Below are 18715 nucleotides of genomic sequence, written 5' to 3' on the forward strand. Positions count from 1 at the left end.
ACGCAAACGGCAGGCCGCGTCGGCTTCGGGGTTCGAAGCCGCGGCCGGCCATTCGAGAGGACATATGGATCTGTTGACGCTATTTGGCGCAGTGTTCGGCGTGACGGCGATCGTCGCGGGTTTCTCGCTCGAAGGCGGGCACTTTACTTCGCTGTTTCAGTTGGAGGCATTCGTCATCGTTCTGGGCGGCACTTTCGGCGCGGTGATGATTCAGAACACCTGGGCAAGGTTTTTCGACGGCATCAAGCAACTGCGCCTTGCTTTTGTGAAGGCGCGGCAGGTCGATCGCGAGAGCCTGTCCGTCCTGCTCGAATGGGGCGATCAGGCCAAACTGAACGGCATGCTGGTGTTCGAGTCGATCGAGGCGGGCGGCATTAATCCGTTTGCCAAACGAGGTTTGGAGTTGCTGGCAAACGGTGTGTCCACGGCCGTGCTGGAAGACGCCTTGCAGCGAGAACTGGATGCGTATGAGCGCAATCACATGTTGGCCGCGCGCATCTGGCAACAGGCTGGCGGTTACGCACCGACGTTCGGCATTCTCGGCGCGGTGCTCGGTCTGATTCAGGTGACCGGTCATATGCTCGAGCCGGCGCAACTCGGACAAGGTATCGCGGTGGCTTTCGTCGCGACGCTATACGGTCTTGCATTGGCTAATCTGGTCTTTTTGCCGTTGTATGGAAAGATCAGGGCGCAGGTGGACAGCGAATTGCGCTTCAGGCGCTTATATCTTGACGGTCTGCTCGCGATCTCGCGCAAGGAGTCGCCTCACACTATCGAGACGCGGCTCGCGGGTGACGTGCGGGAAAGATCGGCCGAGTTGCTGGGCTAGTGTGCTTGACGGCAATCATACGTAATTTCGGGCGCAAACTTTTCGGATATGAACACCTCCTCGGGTAACAAGCGCCTCACGGCGGACAAGACCGGCTATGACGCCGCCGACGACGGCGAGGCAGAGTCCGGGCGCTGGCTGATCTCTTACTCCGACCTCATCACCACGCTGATGGTGTTGTTCCTTGCGCTCTATGTGCTGCAGTTGGCCAAAACCAGAGAACTCGAAATCAAGGCGCTGGAGCGTCATGTGGTGAAAGAGGCGGCGCCCGCTACGCCGGATGCGTCGAAGAAGCAGCTCCTTTCTCTGCTGGAGCCGCTTCGAGACAATCGCCAGATTACGATTTCAAACGCGGCGCAAGGCGTGGAAATCGCCATCAACGCTAAAATTCTATTCACCTCGGGCGACGCGCGTTTGTTGCCGGAATCATTCGACGTGCTGACTCAGATTGCCGGCGTGCTGCGCGAGCGGTCGAAGAACAACATTCTCGTCGAAGGTCACACAGACAATGTGCCTATTTCGACAGCGAAATACGAATCCAATTGGGAGCTGTCTTCCGCAAGGGCCGGCGCTGTGGTTCGCTTTTTCGCGGACAAAGGCATCGAGGCGCACCGAATGGCAGCGATCGGACGGGCCGACAATTTCCCTTTGATCATCGGCGACGACGCGGTGGCGCGCGCCGCGAATCGTCGCGTGACGATTCTCGTCGAGTACTGAGTTTGCGCGGGTGGAGTAAGGCGCTAATGCGCGCCTCGCGGGATCCGGGCACCCATTTCGCGCTAGAGTATCGACAGTAGCGTCGCCGCAACGACACGGATTCCGACGCACGAAAAAATTGTCGAGATCCTTTATGCCCGTCAACACTCCGCCTGATCCGCTCGGTGCTGCATGCACTTCACTGGGCAGTTTCCTGCGCGATCGTCGCTCGCGTTTACAGCCGGGGCCGGACGCGCCGAGCCGGCGTCGTACGCCGGGTTTGCGGCGCGAAGAAGTGGCGGCGCGGGCCAACGTCAGCGTCGCGTGGTACACGTGGCTCGAGCAGGGGCGTGGCGGCTTACCTTCGAACGAGGTGCTGGAGCGGCTCGTCCGTGCACTCGAACTCGACGCCGCTGGCCGCGAGATGGTGTTCCTGCTGGCCCAGCAGCGGCCGCCGCCGCTCGGCCCGTTCGCGCCGCAGCAGGTCACGCCGGCTTTGCAGAGAGTACTGGACGGCATGCCCAGCAGTCCCGCCATCGTGAAGACGCCGACGTGGGACGTCGTGGCCTGGAACGCGGCCGCGGTGGCGGTGCTCGGCGACTACGCAGCTGTGCCGGCGCGCGAGCGCAACGTGCTCAGACGTCTGTTCGGCGACCCGGCAGTGCGTGAAAGCCAGCCGGACTGGGAGGAAAGCGCGCGTGCCGCGCTCGCCGTGTTTCGCATCGATATCGCGCGCATCGGCGGGTCTGCGGAAGCCGCGGCGCTCGTCGCCGAACTGCAGGCGAGCAGCGCGGACTTCCGGCGCCTTTGGGCGGAGAACGACGTGCGCAGCCATTGGATTGGAATCAAGCGGCTGCGCCACTCGCAGGCGGGACCGATCACGCTCGAGTATTCGGCCTTCGCCGTGGATGGCGGCGACGGTCTGAGTTTGGTCGTCTTTGCGCCGGCCTCAGCCGCGGACCTTCGTGCCGTGGAAGCGCTCATCGCGCGAACCACTCAAGCTGCGTGACGAACGCGGGTCAGTTCAAAACTGCTGCAAGACGTCTTCGCGGGCATGAATTCAAACGGGCATCGGCCCGGCAGATCACCGGGCACCCACGTCACGCGGAGCGCCCGAAGCGCTCCGCGTGACGCCGATGTCAACGCCAAACGGTCACTCAGCTACCCATATAAAGCGAACGATTCAGATTGGCGAGCTGACCATCCTTCTCGGCTTGCACGAGTTCCTGGCGAACCTGTGCACGCGTTTTCCGTGCGGCGCTGTCCGTGCTCGCGGACCATTGCGGCTGAGCCGCCTGTGCGATCTGCGAAGAATCGACGCTAGCGGTCGAGGGCGCCGGAACCGCGGCGTGAGCAACACTTCCGATCACGCAGGCAGCAAAGGTCAAAGCAATCATGGAAACTTTCATATCGTTCTCCTTGAACGGTTGGATAAGAGACGTCCGCGGATCTGAACGCAAGAGCAGAGGTCGACCAGGACTTGCTGCGATGCGACTCTCGTCAGAGAAGCGGCGGTGATGTATTGAACCGCGCGGGTGTATCTCGCATGTGTCGGAAAAACGGCGAATTGCAATGTCGTGTATCGCCGCCATTCTCGGATACATTCCGATACGAACCCGCGGCTATCCTTGTTGCGCGAGCAGGGCTTGAATCTTCGCTTCCGTCTTCGCATAGTCGCCCTCGCCGAAATGCGTGTAGACAATGCGCCCTTGCTTGTCGAGCAGATAGAAAGCCGGCCAGTACTGATTGTTGTACGCGTTCCAGGTCGCATAGCGATTGTCCTGCGCCACTGGATAAGTGATGCCGAAGCGCTTGATGGCGGTCTTCACGTTGTCGGTGTCGCGCTCGAACGGATACTCGGGCGTATGCACACCAATCACCGTCAGCCCCTGGTCCTTGTATTTCTGATTCCAGCTTTTCACGTAAGGCAGCGTGTTGATGCAGTTGCCGCAGGTGTAAGTCCAGAAATCGACCAGCACCACCTTGCCGCGCAGTTGCTGCAAGGTGAGCGGATCGCTGTTGAGCCATTGTGAAATGCCGGTGAAGTCGGGAGCCGCCGCGTTGGTCCCGAGCGCGGGCACGCTCGCGCCCGGTTCGGGCGAACCAGCGAAGGCGGCAATACCGCTCGCGGCTGCGGCGGCAATCACGGTTGCGACGGCAAGCGTTTTGATCTTGGATGCGGAGAGCATGTCAGGGTCCTTTCAGGAAGAGGCTAAAAGCGGCAATTCGCGTATCGGCCGCGAATGACTGTATTGAAGCGTCCGCAGGTATCTGGCATGTGTCGCCCAAACCGCGTGGTGCAATGTTGTGTATCTGTACGAGGTCCAGATACACTGCGACACAATTCCCCGTGCGAGCCAGGCTATAAAGCAGGCATTGCCAAATCACGGAGAGCACCATGAGCGCCGACTTGCTGCACGGATCCTGCCATTGCGGGGCCGTTAAATTCGAAGTACGTAGCCCGATCACCCCGGCCGGCCGCTGCAACTGCAGCCTGTGCCGCCGCAAGGGCGCATTGATGACGCCGCTGTTCCCGGCAAGCCAGTTGAAGATCCTGAGCGGCGAAGATTCGTTGACGCTCTACCAGTTCAACACGCGGGTGGCCCGGCACTATTTCTGCAAACATTGCGGCATCTATCCGTTTCATCAGACGCGTAAAGACCCGCAGTCGTGGCGAGTCAACATCGGTTGCCTGGAAGGCGTCGATCCGTATAGTCTGGAAGCAGGGGTCGCGGACGGCGCGAGCCTCTCCGTGCTGGAGGACGCATGAAACGCCTGCTGGCTATCGTCGTCTTCCTGACCGGCGGCCTTGCCGCCGAACTGGCGCATCCGGTGCAGTGTTCATTGATGGCTGCGAGCCGGGTGCAGTTGAAACGCCAAAAGAGATGATGCATTGATGGAAACCATCGATCACGTACTGATTGTCGACGACGACCGCGGCATCCGCGAATTGCTGGCCGGTTATCTCGAGAAGAACGGCATGCGCGTGTCGCTCGCGGCGAACGGGCGGCAGATGCGCGCGGCGCTGGAGCAGGGCGCGCCCGATCTGATCGTGCTGGATCTGATGATGCCCGGCGAGGACGGTCTCGTGCTGTGCCGCGAACTGCGCGCCGGCAAGTTCCGCGCAGTGCCGGTATTGATGCTGACGGCCCGTAACGAAGAGGCGGACCGTATCGTCGGACTGGAAATGGGCGCGGACGACTACCTGCCCAAGCCCTTCGCCGTGCGCGAGTTGCTCGCGCGCATTCGCGCCGTGCTGCGGCGCGCGCGCATGCTGCCGCCCGGCATGCAGGTGACGGAATCGGCGCCGATGCTGGCCTTCGGCGACTGGCGCCTCGACACCACCGTGCGTCATCTGCTGGATGCCGAAGGCACCATGGTCGCGCTGAGCGGCGCCGAGTACCGCTTGCTGCGCGTGTTTCTCGATCATCCGCAGCGGGTGCTGACGCGCGATCAACTGCTCAACCTCACACAGGGCCGCCAGGCCGATCAGTTCGACCGTTCGATCGATCTCATGGTGAGCCGTCTGCGTCAACGCTTGCGCGATGTCGCGCGCGAGCCGCGTTACATCAAGACGCTGCGCAGCGAGGGTTATGTGTTTTCCTCAGCGGTGACGGCCATCGAGGATCCGCAATGAACCGCTGGTCCTGGCTGCACTGGCCACGCACGCTGTTCGCGCGGCTCGCGCTGATTCTGTTCGTCGGCCTCGCGCTGGCGCAGACCTTGTCGTTCTGGATCACGCTGACCGAGCGGGACCAGACCATGACCAACGTGATGATGGGTTACATCGAGCGGGAAGTGAGCAGCTCGGTGGCGCTGCTCGATCATCTGCCGCCGAACGAACGCGCGCAGTGGTTGCCGCGGCTCGCGCGACGCAGCTATGAGTTCATCCTGGGTCCGGGCATTGCCGGCAGCCCGATCGACGCGCATCTGTCCGAACGTGTGGCGCAATCCATCGCGGACGGCATCGGCAGGCGCTATCCGCTGACGGTGAATGGCGTTCCCGGCGACAGGGAGCGCTTGCAGGTGCATCTGCAATTGAGCGACGGCACGCCGCTGACCATCGATATGCGGCCCATGTCGGGCGCGCCGTTGTCGCGCTGGCTGCCGCTCGTGCTGGTGTTGCAACTGGCGGTGCTCGCCGCGTGTTGCTGGCTGGCGGTGCGGGTCGCTACGCGACCGTTGCATCAGCTGGCGCTTGCTGCAGATACGCTCGGCCCGGACCTGAAGGCGGCGCGCTTGCCGGAGGACGGGCCGTCGGAAGTGTCGCGCGCCGCGCGCGCCTTCAACGCGATGCAGGATCGCATCGCCACCTATATGACCGAACGCATGCAGATTCTGGCGGCAATTTCACACGACCTGCAAACGCCGATCACGCGCATGCGCCTGCGCGTCGACGTGATGGACGACGACACCCAAGGCGCGAAACTGCGCCAGGATCTGCAGGAAATGGAAAGCCTGGTGAAGGAGGGCGTGACGTACGCGCGCACGCTGCACGGCGCGACTGAAGTCCCTTGCCGTGTCGATCCCGACGCACTGCTCGACAGCCTCGTCTGCGATTATGTAGACGCCGGCCAGGCGGTCAGCCTGGAAGGGCGGCTCGGCAATTCGCTGGTGACGCGTCCGCAGGCCTTGCGCCGCATACTCGGCAACCTGGTGGACAACGCGCTGAAGTTCAGCGGCGCCGCCGAGATTACGGCGGCTACTTTACCCAGCGGAGAGACAGCGATCGCAGTGCTCGACCGTGGCCCCGGCATACCGGCCGAGTCGCTGGAAGCAGTGTTCGAGCCGTTCTACCGGCTCGAAGCGTCACGCAATCGCGATACGGGCGGCACGGGGCTTGGCCTCGCCATCGCGCGGCAACTGGCCATGGCGATGGACGCGACCCTCACGCTGCACAACCGTTCCGGCGGCGGTCTGGAAGCCCGCTTGACGTTGAGGAATCTGCGCAAGGCGTAACGGCCGTCGCGAACCATCAGGCGCCCGGCCTCAGCGGTTGAGCGCCAGATATTGATGCAGCGATTGAATCGCGGCCGCTCCTTCGCCGACAGCGGCGGCGACCCGCTTGACCGAGCCGCTGCGCACGTCGCCCACCGCGAAGATGCCGGGCCGGCTCGTCTCCAGATAATGCGGCGGGCGGTCCGACGACCACTGCGGCATTGCATCGGGACCCGTGAGCACGAAGCCGTGTTTGTCGAGCGCGACGCAATCGCCGAGCCAGCCCGTACTTGGTTGCGCGCCAAGGAACAGGAACACATGGCGGATCGGTTTCTCCTCGATGTGGCCTTCACTGTCCCACTTGATCGATTCGAGTTGTGTCTCGCCGCTCAGTTCGACGATTTGCGTGCGCACATGAACGCTGATGTTCGCCGCCGCCTCGATGCGCCGGATCAGATAGTTCGACATGCTCGCGCTGAGTCCGTCGCCGCGAATCACGATATGCACGTGACGCGCGAATCCCGACAGGAACACCGCGGCCTGCCCAGCCGAATTTCCCCCGCCGACGATGATCAATTCCTGGTTGTTGCAGAACGCGGCTTCCATATAGGTCGCGCTGTAATAGATGCCGCGTCCTTCGAACTCTTCGAGGCGGGGCAACTGCGGTTTCCGATAGCGCGCGCCGGTCGCGATGACGACAGCGTTGGCATAGACATGCTCGCCGTAATTGAGGCGCAAGTGAAAGGGTGGCGCGTTCTCACATTCGATGCCAAGCACTTCGATGGGTACGCCGACTTCCGCGCCGAACTTGCGGCATTGAGACAACCCACGTCCGGCAAGCGCTTGCCCTGAAATACCGGTCGGGAATCCGAAGTAATTTTCGATCTTCGAGCTGGTGCCGGCCTGCCCGCCCGGAGCCTTGGTGTCGACCACCGCGACTCGTAGCCCTTCAGACGCCGCGTACACCGCGGCCGCGAGGCCTCCCGGTCCCGCGCCGACCACGACCACGTCGAACCGTTCGCCGTTCAGCCGGTCGGGGCTCAGGCCGATCGCATCGGCCACCGCGCGGTTGGTCGGCTGCTTCAGCACATTGCCTTGCAGGGTGACGATCACCGGTATGTCGGCTTCGGTCGCGTCGTAACGTTCAAGTAAGCCCTTGGCTTCCTCGTGCTCGACGATATCGAAGTACGCGAAAGGCTGCGCGTTGCGGCTCAGGAAATGCCGCAGTACGAGCGTGCTCCACGAAGCCGAACTGCCGATCACCAGAGTGCCGCCGTGCTGATCCTGAATGAACGCGACGCGCCGCAGGATGTAGGCGCGCATGATCGTTTCGCTCAGTTCGGCTTCCGCGACGACGAGCGCCCGCAGCGATTCCTCGTCGATCACGATCACTTCGCAATCGCTGGTGGCGCGTGCCGTCGCGACCGCGCCGCGGCCCGCGAGCGTTCCCACTTCGCCGGTGAAGCTGCCGGGGCCATGCGTGCCGAGAACGTGGTGCTTGTCTCCGGCGCCTCGCGATGCCTCGATCGTGCCGGAGACGACAGTGAACATGGGAATGTGCCGGTCCCCTTCAGTGAACAGAACGTCGCCCGCTTTCAGCCGCCTGCGTTCACCATATCGTTCGAGCACGGCAAACTGTTTTTCATTGAGCCTTGGGAAAATCTGATGATGACGGCTGCCGCCCGCCACCAGGTCTTCGGGTCTGCTTGACGATTTATTGCCCATGGAGCGTTCCGAATGGAGGGCGCGTATTGCGCCCTGGTTGAACTCGCGGCCGGATGCGGCATCGGCGCGAACGATCTGATTGATCGGAAAAGACGGCGGACCGTCCTGTCCGCAGAGATTGTGCGCCTGAGATTGGCGGTCGGTAAAGTGCGAAAAACAGGGGTGTTCCGCTTGCTGGCGGGCGGCTCATTTTCCTTTTACATGCACGCTGCATGGTTTAATCACTGTACCCGAACATATCTTCATACCAATCACCGACATTTCATATCTGGCGAGGTACATTGACGAGGAACGACTGTTCGGGGAGCATCATTCATGGTCCAGCACCGCCTGCGTGCCGCGCTGCTATGCGCGGCGATCACGATGTTCGCGCAGACCTGTTACGCGCAATACACCACCGACTGGCTGGGCAATACGTTCGGCACGCTCGCCGCGCACGTGGGCAACACCGCGCGCTCGCTGTGGGTCGCGCCCGAAGGCGTGATCTACACGGCTTCGTTGTGGGACGAGAACGAGGGCGGCGTCGCGATCTATCAGAATGGCCGGAGCCTCGGCTCGATCGGCACGCACGCCGACTTCCAGGGCAGCGCCATTACCGGCAATGCCACGTCGATTTTCGCAGCGTTGCAATACAACAGGTCATTCGGCAGCGGGTCAGTGGGACGCTACAACCGGGTCAAGCAAACGCGCGACCTGATCATCCCCGTCAGCGTATGGACGTCGATACCGCATGCCGATGTCATCACCGGACTCGCGACCGCGGGCTCATTGCTGTATGCAAGCGACTTCTTCGGCAATCGCGTGCGTGTGTTTACGACCGACGGCGTCTGGCAGCAGGACATCAAGGTATCGAGCCCCGGCGCGCTCACGCTGGATAGCGCCGGCAACCTGTGGGTCGCGCAGCAGAGCGCGGGCACGATCGTCGAGTTCAGTCCGGCCGGCGCGCTGCTGAATACGATTCAGATGCCGGCGGCGTCGCGGCCTTCCGCATTGTATTTCGACGCCGCGTCCGGCCAACTCATGGTCGGCGACCAGGGGCCGGACATGAACATCAAGCGCTACACGATCGCGGGCACGCCGACGCTCGCCGGCACGTTCGGAATTCAGGGCGGTTATCTCGACACCACCAGCGGCATCAAGGGGCAGGTGGGCGACAAGCGCTTCACACGCGTGGTCGGCGTCGGCAAGGACGCTGCCGGCAATCTGTACGTGCTCAACAATCCGTGGGGCGGCGGCTGGGATCTCGGCCGCAATGGCGCTACCGACCTTCACGCGTACGACAGCGCCGGCAACCTCGAATGGAAGCTACAGTCGCTCAACTTCGAGGCGATCGCCGCGCCGGACCCATCGACGGACGCCGCCTACTTCTACAGCGGCATGCAAATCTACACCGGCACGGCAGGCGGCACCTTCGTCGCGAACACGGTCGATCCCTTTACGTATCCGTCCGATCCGCGCCTGAACATGAACGACACGCAGCGCGGCCAACACTTCGGCCAGCTCGTCACGGTCGGCGGCAACCGGATTCTGGTGGCATCCGGGCAGAACCCGGGCATCTTCTACTTCTTTCATTTCAACCCGGCGAGCGGTTACATTGCGATACCGGACGCGTCGATTCCGGGGGCGGCGTTCAATACGAACGTGCAGGTCACGGGCGGCTTCTGCATCGATAGCAGAGGCGACGTGTGGGCCGGTCTGGACCGGACCAATCACATTTATCACTATCCGCTCAGCGGCTTCGACGGCAACGGCAAACCGTCATGGGGCCCGGCGGTCACGATCTCCATACCGCAGAGCATACGGCCGCTCACGCGCATCCTCTACCTCGCGGAGAGCGACACCATGATCCTCGCGCAAGGCATCGCCGGAAGCTGGGACTGGACCGCCATGCAGTCGCGCATCGAGGTCTATCACGGCTGGAGCGCGGGCAACACCACGCGGCCCGATCCGGTGATCGCGCTCACCAGCGCCAATCCCAAGTCGATCACGGCGGCGGGCAATTATCTGTTCGTCGGCTACGTGCACACAGTGCCCAATATCGACGCCTTCAATCTCACTACCGGCCAGCTCGTTACTACGCTGATCAATTCGAGTCCGGGCACCGTGGATGTCGGCAACGACGTCGATTCGATGTACGGCCTGCGTGCGTATCTGAGGGCGGCGGGCGAGTACGTGATCACGAAAGACAACTACAACGGGTCGAGCATCGTGGTGTATCGCTGGACGCCGTGACGGCCGTGCGCATCGGTATGGCATGCCACCCTATCGGATAAGATACGCCCGCGCCGCAAATTTTTCGAACACAAGGAGTGGTTTCAATGATTCAACCGGGCAACGTATTCAAGGACAACGTCGCGCAGATGCCAGGTATCGGCGCAATCGCGCGTATCGATCTGGTGGATGGCAAGGGCGCCGTGGTGGCCAGCATCGAGAACAAGCCGGGCAAGCAGGGTTCGCTGGCGGTGTACAACTACCTGCAGCAGACCTTCGGCACACTCGACGCCAAAGCGGCCGAGCACGGCCTCGTCGTGTTTGCCGAGCACACGGCCGATGCGCGCAATCGCCCGGGCGCGCATCCTAACGTCGACATCCTGCTCGCGATTGCCGCGGGCGCGGAAGCTTTGCGGATCGACGTGGTCGCCGCCGGCTGAAGTGAGTTGTTTATCATCGGCGTAGCGCTGCGGACGAGTCGGTCCGCTCGGTCGCGCCGTACCGATGAAGCGACGCCGCAGCATGCCGGCGTCGTCCATCAAGACACGACACGCTCAGTTCAACCAGCCCTTGATCGCCTCGGACATCGTGGCGGTCGAAATGCCGTAGCGGTCGTGCAGTGTCGGCAGCGCGCCGGCATCGAGGAACGCATCGGGCAATCCGACTTGCCGGAAGTGGCACGCTACGCCCGCGCGCATCAATTCCGCGGCGACCGCCTCGCCCAAACCGCCGATCACCGTGTGGTTCTCGGCCACCACCACGAGACGTCCTGAGCGCTTCGCTTCGCGCACGATCGTTTCCGTGTCGAGCGGTTTGATGGTCGGCACATGCAGCACGGCTACACCGATCCGGTCGCTTTCCAGTGCCTTCGCCACTTCGAGTGCGCGCATCGTCATGATGCCCGACGAGATGACCAGCACTTCGGTGCCGTCGCGCAGCAGCTTCGCTTTACCAAGCTCGAACGTGTAGTCGTATTCGTCGAGTACGGCGGGCACGTTGCCGCGCAGCAGCCGGGCATAGACGGGACCCTTATGCGCGGCGATCGCGGGCACCATCTGCTCGATGTCGAGTGCGTCGCAGGGATCGATCACGGTCATGTTCGGCATCGCGCGCATCAGCGCGAGATCTTCCGCGGCCTGGTGGCTGGGACCGTAGCCGGTCGTCAGACCCGGTAGCGCGCAGACGATCTTCACGTCGAGGTTGTCTTCGGCGATCGCCTGATGCATGAAGTCATACGCGCGGCGCGTGGCGAACACCGCATAGGTGGTGACGAAAGGTTGCGCGCCTTCATGCGCGAATCCCGATGCCGCGCCCATCAGCAATTGCTCGGCCATGCCCATCTGGTAGAAACGCTCCGGAAATTCCTTGGCGAAGATGTGCAAGTCGGTGTATTTGCCGAGGTCGGCCGTCATGCCGATCACGTTCTGCTTCTGCCGCGCCAGTTCGACCAGCGCGTGGCCGAAGGGTGCGGAACGTGTGACCTGTCCTTCGCTCGCGATCGACGCGATCATAGCGGAGGTCTTCAGGCGCGGTTTGCTCGCGGTTGCGTTGCTCATGCTTGTCTCCCTTCTTTGAGTGCTTCCAGCGCCAATTGCCATTCATCGGCATCGACGCGAATAAAGTGGTTCTTCTCGCGCTGTTCGAGGAACGGCACGCCGCGACCCATGCGCGTGTCCGCGATGATGATGCGCGGCTGCGCTTCAGGATGCGTGCGGGCCGCATCGAACGCGGCGGCCACGGCGGCGATATCGTTGCCGTCCACGCGCTGCGTGAACCAGCCGAACGCCTCCAGTTTTTCGACGAGCGGCTCGAACGCCATGATCTGCGTCGACGGACCATCGGCCTGCTGGTTGTTCACGTCGACCACTGCGATCAGGTTGTCGAGCTTCCAGTGACTCGCCGACATCAAGCCTTCCCAGATCGCGCCTTCATCCAGTTCGCCGTCGGAGAACAGCGTGTACACGAACGACTTCGAACCTTTGCGCTTCAATCCGAGGCACCGGCCCACCGCGATCGTCAAGCCCTGGCCGAGCGAGCCGCCGGACATCTCCATGCCGGGCGTGTAGCTCGCCATGCCCGACATCGGCAAACGGCTGTCGTCGCTGCCGTAGGTTTCGAGTTCCTCGGCGGGCAAAATGCCGGCTTCGAATAGCGCCGCATACAGTGCGATCGCGTAATGCCCGTTCGACAGGAGAAAGCGGTCGCGCTCTTCCCAATCGGGATCGTCCGGCCGGTAGCGCATCGCGCCGAAGTAGGCGACAGCGAGCACGTCGGCGATGTCGAGCGCCTGGCCGATATAACCCTGGCCCTGCACTTCACCCATCAACAGCGCGTTTCTACGGATACGGTAAGCGTGCTCGGCAAGGGTTGCCGTCGGTACGCGGTCTGGACTGTTCATGTTGTCTCCTGTGATCAGTCGTGAATAGAAAGGGTTTAACGGTTCACCGACCTGGCGGGCACGAGGAACACGAGGCAGGCGCCGAACGTGACGGCCACCGAGATGAAGATCAGCCCGGCGGTCGACTTGCCTGTCAGATCGTTCAGCCAGCCGACGATCGCCGGAGAAAAGAAGCCCGCAAGATTGGCGACGCAGTTCACCGCCGCGATTCCCGCCGCGGCCGACATGCCGCCGAGCAACGCGGTCGGCAGCGACCAGAACTGCGAAGACGACGCGAGAATGCCGGCGGCGGCGATGCTCAAACAAACGATGGAGGCCGGCACACTGCCGATGGCCGGCAGCAGAATGAAGCCCGCTGCGGCGATCAGCATCGGAATCGCCAGGTGCAGACGGCGCTCGCGATGACGGTCCGCACTCATGCCGACGAGAGGCAGCGCGATGATGGCGCATAGATAAGGAATCGCGGTGAACACGCCGATCCACAGCGGATCGGCTACACCGGATTTGCGGATGATGGTCGGCAGCCAGAAGGTCAGGCCGTACTGGCCGAGCACCACGCAGAAGTAAATCGCCGCCATCAGCCACAAGCGGCGGTCGCCGATGAACGACTTGACCGAGACGTGGGCGATCTTATGCGCGTTGTCGCCGGCCACATTGCGTGCGAGCAGCGTCTTTTCGGAGTCCGTCAGCCACTTCGCTTTCGTGATGCCGTCGTCGAGATAGAGCAGGATCGCGACGCCGAGCACGAGCGAAGGCAGCGCTTCCAGCAGGAACAGCCACTTCCAGCCGGCCATGTCCATCGCGCCTTGCAGCGAGTGCATGATCCAGCCCGACAGCGGGCCGCCGATAATGCCGGCCAGCGGAATCGCCATGAAGAACAGCGACAGCGCTTTGGCGCGGCGCGCCGCGGGAAACCAGTAAGTCAGGTAGAGAATCACACCGGGTGCGAAGCCCGCTTCCGCGACGCCGAGCAGAAAGCGCAGCACGTAGAAGGTTGTAGGCGACTTCACGAAGATGAACGAAGCGGAGATCACCGCCCACGTCAGCATGATCCGCGCGAGCCACTTGCGCGCGCCGACACGATGCAGCACCAGATTGCTCGGTACCTCGAAGAGAAAGTAGCCGAGAAAGAAAATCCCCGCGCCCATCCCATACACGGTTTCGCTGAAGCGCAGGTCGTTGAGCATCTGCAGTTTCGCGAAGCCGACGTTGACGCGGTCGAGATAAGCGCCGAGATAACACAGCATCAGGAATGGGATGAGGCGACGGCTGACTTTCGCGTAGGTTTTCGACTCGAAGCTCGTCGAGTCGGTTTGCGGCAGCGTGTCGGCGGCAATGGATGCCGCGGGGTACTTTGGTTTCATGTGTGTCTCCTTCCATGGCTCCGGGTTGGCCCGGATGCCAGTCACGCGGCCGCTCCCAGCGAGCGGCCTCGCGTCGCGATCAATCAATGTCAATCAATGAATGAGCATGCCGCCGTTCACGTCGAGCGTGATGCCCGTGAGATAGGTCGACAGGTCGCTGACGAGGAACAGGCACGCGTTCGCCACGTCGCTCGCATCGCCGAGCCGGCCGAGCGGAATGCCCTTGATGATGTCGGCGCGCATTTCGCTTGTGAGCTTGTCGCCGGTGATGTCGGTCTGGATCAGACCTGGCGTGATCGAGTTCACGCGAATGCTGTCGCCGCCGAACTCGCGCGCCATCGCACGCGCGAGACCGAGCACGCCGGCTTTCGCCGCGCTGTAGTGCGGACCGCCGAAAATGCCGCCGCCGCGCTGCGCCGAAACCGACGACATGCAAACGATGCTGCCGCTTTTCTGTTCTTTCATGGCCGGCAGCACGGCTTGCGACATGTAGAGCGTGCCGCGCAGATTGACGTCGACGATCGCGTTGAAGTTTTCGGACGTGATGTCCAGCGTGCGCACCGGCTGCGTGATGCCGGCGTTATTGATGAGGCCGTCGATGCGCCCGTAGCGCTCGAGCGTCGCTTTGGCGGCCGAGACGCACGCGTCCTTGTCGGTGACGTCGCAGGCGAGACCGAGGTGATCGTCGCCGAGATCGGCGGCGGCGCGCTGCGCGTCTTCTGCGCGCAGATCGAGAATGACGATGCGGGCGCCTTGGGCGGCCATTGCTTTAGCGGTTGCCTTGCCGATTCCGCGCGGTGACGCGGCGCCGGTCACGATGACGACTTTGTTCTCGAGCAGCATGGTTGTCTCCTGAGTGTTGATGTGATGGCCGAAGTGTCTACCGCGCGGCCGGTCGCATCAACGACGTACTGCTCAACTATGTTTGAGAAATTTTCAGGTGACGTGCTGCTTAGAAGCAGGGATTGCATGGTGCGACGCCGCATTCGCAATCTCGCGCGCATGGGGTGCCGGAAAACCCTGACACAGATCGACGTGGACTCAGGCCTTGCGCTCCATGCGCCCGACCTCACGCTCGATCCACGCGATAAAGCGCGCGACGCGCGGCAGTTCGGCGTTTTGCGGCGGATAGACCAGATGATGCGCGCCGACCTCCACGGCGTGCGTATCGTCGAAGACCGGCACGAGCGCGCCTTCCTTGATGCGGACCGAGGCGAGCATCACGCTTTCGAGCGCGATGCCGAGGCCGAGCGCCGCCGTTTCCAGCGACATGTACGAGCGGTCGAAGGAAAAGTCGAAGGTCTTGTGGGCAGCCGACACGCCGGTACGCCCGAACCACTGCTTCCACTGCACGAGCGGCGTCTCCGAGTAGATCAGCCGATGTTGCAGCAGATCTTCGGGCGTTTTGACCGGATTGTTCTCCAGATATTTTGGCGACGCGAGCGGCGCGATGAATTCGCCGCGCAGCGTTCTGACTTCGAGGTCGCGCCAATTCGCGTAGCCGTGGCGCAGGTCGATGTCGTAATAACCGCTGGTAAACGAGACGTCCTCGTACGAGCAGGCGAGATTCAACTGGATATCGTCATTGGCCTCCTGAAACGACGCAAGCCGCGGCAACAGCCACATGAGCCCGAAGCTCGGACTCGAATGCACCCGCAGGATATCGACGTCGGTGCGGCTCGACGCGCGCTCGGTGGCGCGGCTCAGATCCGCCAGCGAGCCCGTCACATCGGACAGATACCGCTCGCCGGTCGGCGTGAGAACGAGCCCACGGCCCGAGCGATAGAAGAGCGGCTGGCCGATTACAGACTCCAGATTGCTGATCTGATGACTGACTGCCGATGCGGTCAGCCCGAGTTCTTCCGAGGCCCGGTTGACGCTTTTCGTTCTGGCCACGCTCTCGAACGCGACGATGGCCTTGACCGGTGGAATGCGCATAGTCAAATTTTTTTCAGATGCAGTTGAATGAAACCGCCTTGTTCGCACTGCCATTCTGTCGACAAGCCGCGCAGCCAGGGATGCATGAAGTCCTCTCGGTACTAACCCGGCAGCTTCACTGCCGCCAGGTGGCTAATCATAAACATAGGTTGCGCCGTGCAACAACTGCGCACGAGACAGTAATGGATTATCCGACTTTCCCGCTGAGCGCGCGATCGGCAACCGCTCACACGCAGCGCTCTCGTCCTGTTCGCTTCCATATCGTGTAAAGGCATTTCACCGGCTAGCGCCTATGCGGCGTACTAGTGAACGTCGTACTGCGCACTCGCAAAACATGCGCCGTGCGCGGAAAACGCGAAAGGAGAAAGGACATGGCTGAGCGGCGTTACTTGTTGACGGCGCGCGCAATCGTCAAGAGCTTTGGACCGACCACGGCTATCCGCATGGCATTGTGGGCTTTGCCGATCTGTCTTCGCCGAACGCACAAGCTGTGATCGAAGAGCACTGTCAGTACAGGAACGGGCGGGGCATTCGCCAATGTCTGAATTTCCACCGCGATCCGGTGAAGACGTTTATCGACAGTCCGCATTTGATGAGCGATCCGCAATGGCGGCGCGGCTACGCACTGCTCAAGGAACACGACTTGTCATTCGATCTACATCTCTATTACACGCAGATGGAAGAAGCGCTCGCGCTAGCGCGCGACTTTCCCGATACGCCGATGGTGCTCAACCACACCGGCATGCCGGTCGACCGCAAGCCCGAAGAGATCGAAGCATGGAAAAAGAGCATGAGCTTGCTCGCTTCGGCGGACAACGTCTTCTGCAAGATCTCCGGTCTGGGTATGGGCGACTGGAAGTGGACGGTGGACAGCATCCGTCCGTTCGTCCTGCACGCAATCGAAGCATTCGGCGTGAAGCGCTGCATGTTCGCGAGCAACTTTCCGGTCGACAAACTGTTCAGCAGCTATGACGATGTGTTCAACGCGTTCAAGGAGATTACGCGGGAGTTTTCGGCGGGCGAGCGGGCGGCGCTGTTTCATGACAACGCGGAACGGGTGTACATGCTGTGATGGCTGCGGCCGCTCTCGCAGGGGACCAGAGGCGCGCAGCGCCTCTTCGCCCCGTTATCACGCGCCTGAACCCGCCGGATATCCTTTCGAGCGGCCGAACGCCGGTTGTTCGCGAGCCGCTCGGTTGAGCAGCATGGGTATCTCGTCCAGACGCAGCAGCGTCAGCGCTCCGCCGTACACGAGTCCCGTGTCGACATTGATGACGTTGCCGCGAATCTTCGGCTCCCGCACCGGCGTGTGCCCGACGATCACCGCGGCCACGCCGTCGACGCGGCTGCCGGGGTCTCGCCATCCTGACGCAAACCGTTGGCACAGTTGCGCGAAGGCCCGCCGCATCGAAACAAAACCTGCGGCTTTGCCTGGGATCCAGCGCGAGCGGTCCCAGATGACCTTGCGGCGCACTGGCCCGTCGCGGTCCTCCTGTTCGAGCGCCTGAACCATCTTCGGCCACGATTGCATCGGCACGTTGGCATGCACGATTCCGACCAGACCTTCGTCCGTTTCGATTTCGATGGCGTAGGGCAGGGCCGCCATATACGTGACGATGTCGTGCAGCGCCGCTTTGTCGTAGGCCATATCGAACAGCCAGTCTCCGCCGTTGGATCGAATCGACGCGTTTTTTCCGCCGTGGCGATGCCAGCGCACGATCGTGTCCTCATGATTGCCGCGCACCGATTGAATGCGATATCGATCCACGAATTCGAGCACGGCCGGCGATTCGATGCCCCGGTCCACCAGGTCGCCGACCGCAAACAGCCGGTCGCGCGATGGGTCGTAGCGGCGCAGTTCCAGTTCTTTTCCAAGCCGGCTGAAACAACCGTGCAGATCGCCTACGACGAAGTCGCGACCGGCCGTGTTCTTTTTGAAGCGTCGCACGGGTATGAAAGTCTGCTGCATGTTTTCACCGCAATGAGGTTGACGTGAAACGACCAAAGACTTCTGAGGGGCTTGCTGCGCGAAGCCTCTACCGTTTCGGCCGCGAACGTGTCCTTGCTGGCCGGGTGTCGCGCGCACTTTCTACGCTTTAGTTAGTGTCGACCGCCAATTGGGCGCTTTCAGTGTCGATTTGTAACGAGGTGTTGGAACCCGCATGGCGTTCCCATCGTCCCGATCGAGCTTCGGAACGAACGCGGCCTTGGAGCGACGGAGCGGCGGCATCGTCGCATCAATGGAGTGGCGTCGGCAGTGTCTTTTACGCTCCGTTACATATGGAGCAGCAAGGCGTTCACCGTTCACGGCGATGCTCTCCACCGCCGTTGTAGGCGCACTCATTTCTTGGGCCGGCTCGCAGGGCTGAACGAAACTGGACGCGTCAGGCTTCTTCGCAGTCCCGGTCGAAACGGCACGCGCGATCAGCCGTCGTTTTATCGTTGCGCTCGCGAAATTGCGACGCCGAATGAAATCCGGATCGCTCTGACAGGCGCTACCACAAAGGCGCGCCGCATCGTCCGAGAGCAACGCATGCATTCCTCGCGGCGACCCCAAAACTTTTTGCCGCGGTATCGATCCCGGCGTTCCATCGCACGCGAGAACGATGGGGCGAT

General features: G+C 62.2%; 18 protein-coding genes and 1 pseudogene. 10 read left to right on the plus strand and 9 right to left on the minus strand.

Annotated features, from left to right (window positions below; genetic code table 11):
• Window positions 1–64 precede the first annotated feature (64 nt).
• The 3 genes from B0G75_RS04810 (at window position 65) to B0G75_RS04820 (ending at window position 2534) form a co-directional block, all read left to right on the plus strand.
• Window positions 65–829 (plus strand): flagellar motor protein, encoded by a 765-nt coding sequence (locus B0G75_RS04810; protein ID WP_012426485.1) that lies wholly within the window; start codon window positions 65–67, stop codon window positions 827–829.
• A gap of 48 nt (window positions 830–877) precedes the next feature.
• Complete coding sequence (locus tag B0G75_RS04815) at window positions 878–1546, plus strand: OmpA family protein (RefSeq protein ID WP_106301141.1); 669 nt, start codon at window positions 878–880, stop codon at window positions 1544–1546.
• 133 nt (window positions 1547–1679) lie between these two features.
• Window positions 1680–2534 (plus strand): helix-turn-helix transcriptional regulator, encoded by an 855-nt coding sequence (locus B0G75_RS04820; RefSeq protein ID WP_106301144.1) that lies wholly within the window; start codon window positions 1680–1682, stop codon window positions 2532–2534.
• 148 nt (window positions 2535–2682) lie between these two features.
• On the opposite strand, the gene B0G75_RS04825 is transcribed toward B0G75_RS04820, so the two are convergent.
• Together B0G75_RS04825 and B0G75_RS04830 are read right to left on the minus strand one after the other, a co-directional pair.
• Window positions 2683–2934 (minus strand): DUF4148 domain-containing protein, encoded by a 252-nt coding sequence (locus B0G75_RS04825; RefSeq protein WP_106301147.1) that lies wholly within the window; start codon window positions 2932–2934, stop codon window positions 2683–2685.
• Between the two features lie 213 nt (window positions 2935–3147).
• Window positions 3148–3714, minus strand: coding sequence for a thioredoxin family protein (locus B0G75_RS04830; RefSeq protein WP_106301150.1), 567 nt, complete (start codon window positions 3712–3714; stop codon window positions 3148–3150).
• Between the two features lie 209 nt (window positions 3715–3923).
• On the opposite strand from B0G75_RS04830, the gene B0G75_RS04840 reads away from it, so the two are divergent.
• Genes B0G75_RS04840 through B0G75_RS04850 form a run of 4 tightly spaced genes read left to right on the plus strand, consistent with a single transcriptional unit; the run spans window position 3924 to window position 6484 of the window.
• Window positions 3924–4295 (plus strand): GFA family protein, encoded by a 372-nt coding sequence (locus B0G75_RS04840; protein ID WP_012426489.1) that lies wholly within the window; start codon window positions 3924–3926, stop codon window positions 4293–4295.
• The gene (locus B0G75_RS41165; protein ID WP_258194222.1) at window positions 4292–4414 is read left to right on the plus strand and encodes a hypothetical protein; all 123 of its coding nucleotides are present in this window, start codon (window positions 4292–4294) and stop codon (window positions 4412–4414) included. Before B0G75_RS04840 ends, B0G75_RS41165 begins: the two co-directional genes overlap by 4 nt.
• 7 nt (window positions 4415–4421) lie before the next feature.
• Window positions 4422–5162, plus strand: a complete 741-nt coding sequence (locus tag B0G75_RS04845) for a response regulator (RefSeq protein WP_106301156.1) — start codon at window positions 4422–4424, stop codon at window positions 5160–5162.
• Complete coding sequence (locus tag B0G75_RS04850; RefSeq protein WP_106301159.1) at window positions 5159–6484, plus strand: HAMP domain-containing sensor histidine kinase; 1326 nt, start codon at window positions 5159–5161, stop codon at window positions 6482–6484. Before B0G75_RS04845 ends, B0G75_RS04850 begins: the two co-directional genes overlap by 4 nt.
• Before the next feature lie 30 nt (window positions 6485–6514).
• On the opposite strand, the gene B0G75_RS04855 is transcribed toward B0G75_RS04850, so the two are convergent.
• Entirely contained in the window at window positions 6515–8188 is a 1674-nt protein-coding gene (locus tag B0G75_RS04855) for a cyclic nucleotide-binding domain-containing thioredoxin-disulfide reductase (protein ID WP_106301162.1), read from the minus strand.
• A gap of 315 nt (window positions 8189–8503) precedes the next feature.
• On the opposite strand from B0G75_RS04855, the gene B0G75_RS04860 reads away from it, so the two are divergent.
• Window positions 8504–10420, plus strand: coding sequence for an SMP-30/gluconolactonase/LRE family protein (locus B0G75_RS04860; RefSeq protein WP_106301164.1), 1917 nt, complete (start codon window positions 8504–8506; stop codon window positions 10418–10420).
• Between the two features lie 86 nt (window positions 10421–10506).
• Complete coding sequence (locus B0G75_RS04865) at window positions 10507–10839, plus strand: DUF2322 family protein (protein ID WP_106301166.1); 333 nt, start codon at window positions 10507–10509, stop codon at window positions 10837–10839.
• A 114-nt stretch (window positions 10840–10953) separates the two neighbouring features.
• Here the strand turns inward: B0G75_RS04865 and B0G75_RS04870 are convergent, their stop codons facing one another.
• From B0G75_RS04870 to B0G75_RS04890, 5 genes are all read right to left on the minus strand, one after another.
• Entirely contained in the window at window positions 10954–11955 is a 1002-nt protein-coding gene (locus tag B0G75_RS04870; protein WP_106301169.1) for a transketolase family protein, read from the minus strand.
• Window positions 11952–12797 (minus strand): transketolase, encoded by an 846-nt coding sequence (locus B0G75_RS04875; RefSeq protein WP_106301172.1) that lies wholly within the window; start codon window positions 12795–12797, stop codon window positions 11952–11954. Before B0G75_RS04875 ends, B0G75_RS04870 begins: the two co-directional genes overlap by 4 nt.
• 35 nt (window positions 12798–12832) lie before the next feature.
• On the minus strand, window positions 12833–14161 hold the full coding sequence (locus tag B0G75_RS04880; RefSeq protein ID WP_106301175.1) for an MFS transporter: 1329 nt from the start codon (window positions 14159–14161) through the stop codon (window positions 12833–12835).
• Window positions 14162–14254: 93 nt separating this feature from the next.
• The gene (locus tag B0G75_RS04885; RefSeq protein ID WP_106301178.1) at window positions 14255–15004 is read right to left on the minus strand and encodes an SDR family NAD(P)-dependent oxidoreductase; all 750 of its coding nucleotides are present in this window, start codon (window positions 15002–15004) and stop codon (window positions 14255–14257) included.
• Between the two features lie 198 nt (window positions 15005–15202).
• Window positions 15203–16099: a LysR substrate-binding domain-containing protein gene (locus B0G75_RS04890; protein WP_106301181.1), complete on the minus strand. Its 897-nt coding sequence runs from the start codon at window positions 16097–16099 to the stop codon at window positions 15203–15205.
• A gap of 430 nt (window positions 16100–16529) precedes the next feature.
• Between B0G75_RS04890 and B0G75_RS04895 the strand changes: the two are divergent.
• A pseudogene (locus B0G75_RS04895) lies at window positions 16530–17171 on the plus strand (amidohydrolase family protein); the annotation flags it as partial.
• A gap of 57 nt (window positions 17172–17228) precedes the next feature.
• Here B0G75_RS04895 and B0G75_RS04900 read toward each other — a convergent pair.
• Complete coding sequence (locus B0G75_RS04900) at window positions 17229–18068, minus strand: metallophosphoesterase (protein WP_106301186.1); 840 nt, start codon at window positions 18066–18068, stop codon at window positions 17229–17231.
• Between the last annotated feature and the right edge of the window lie 647 nt (window positions 18069–18715).

This window comes from Paraburkholderia sp. BL18I3N2, from assembly GCF_003001875.1.
Taxonomy (GTDB): domain Bacteria; phylum Pseudomonadota; class Gammaproteobacteria; order Burkholderiales; family Burkholderiaceae; genus Paraburkholderia; species Paraburkholderia phytofirmans.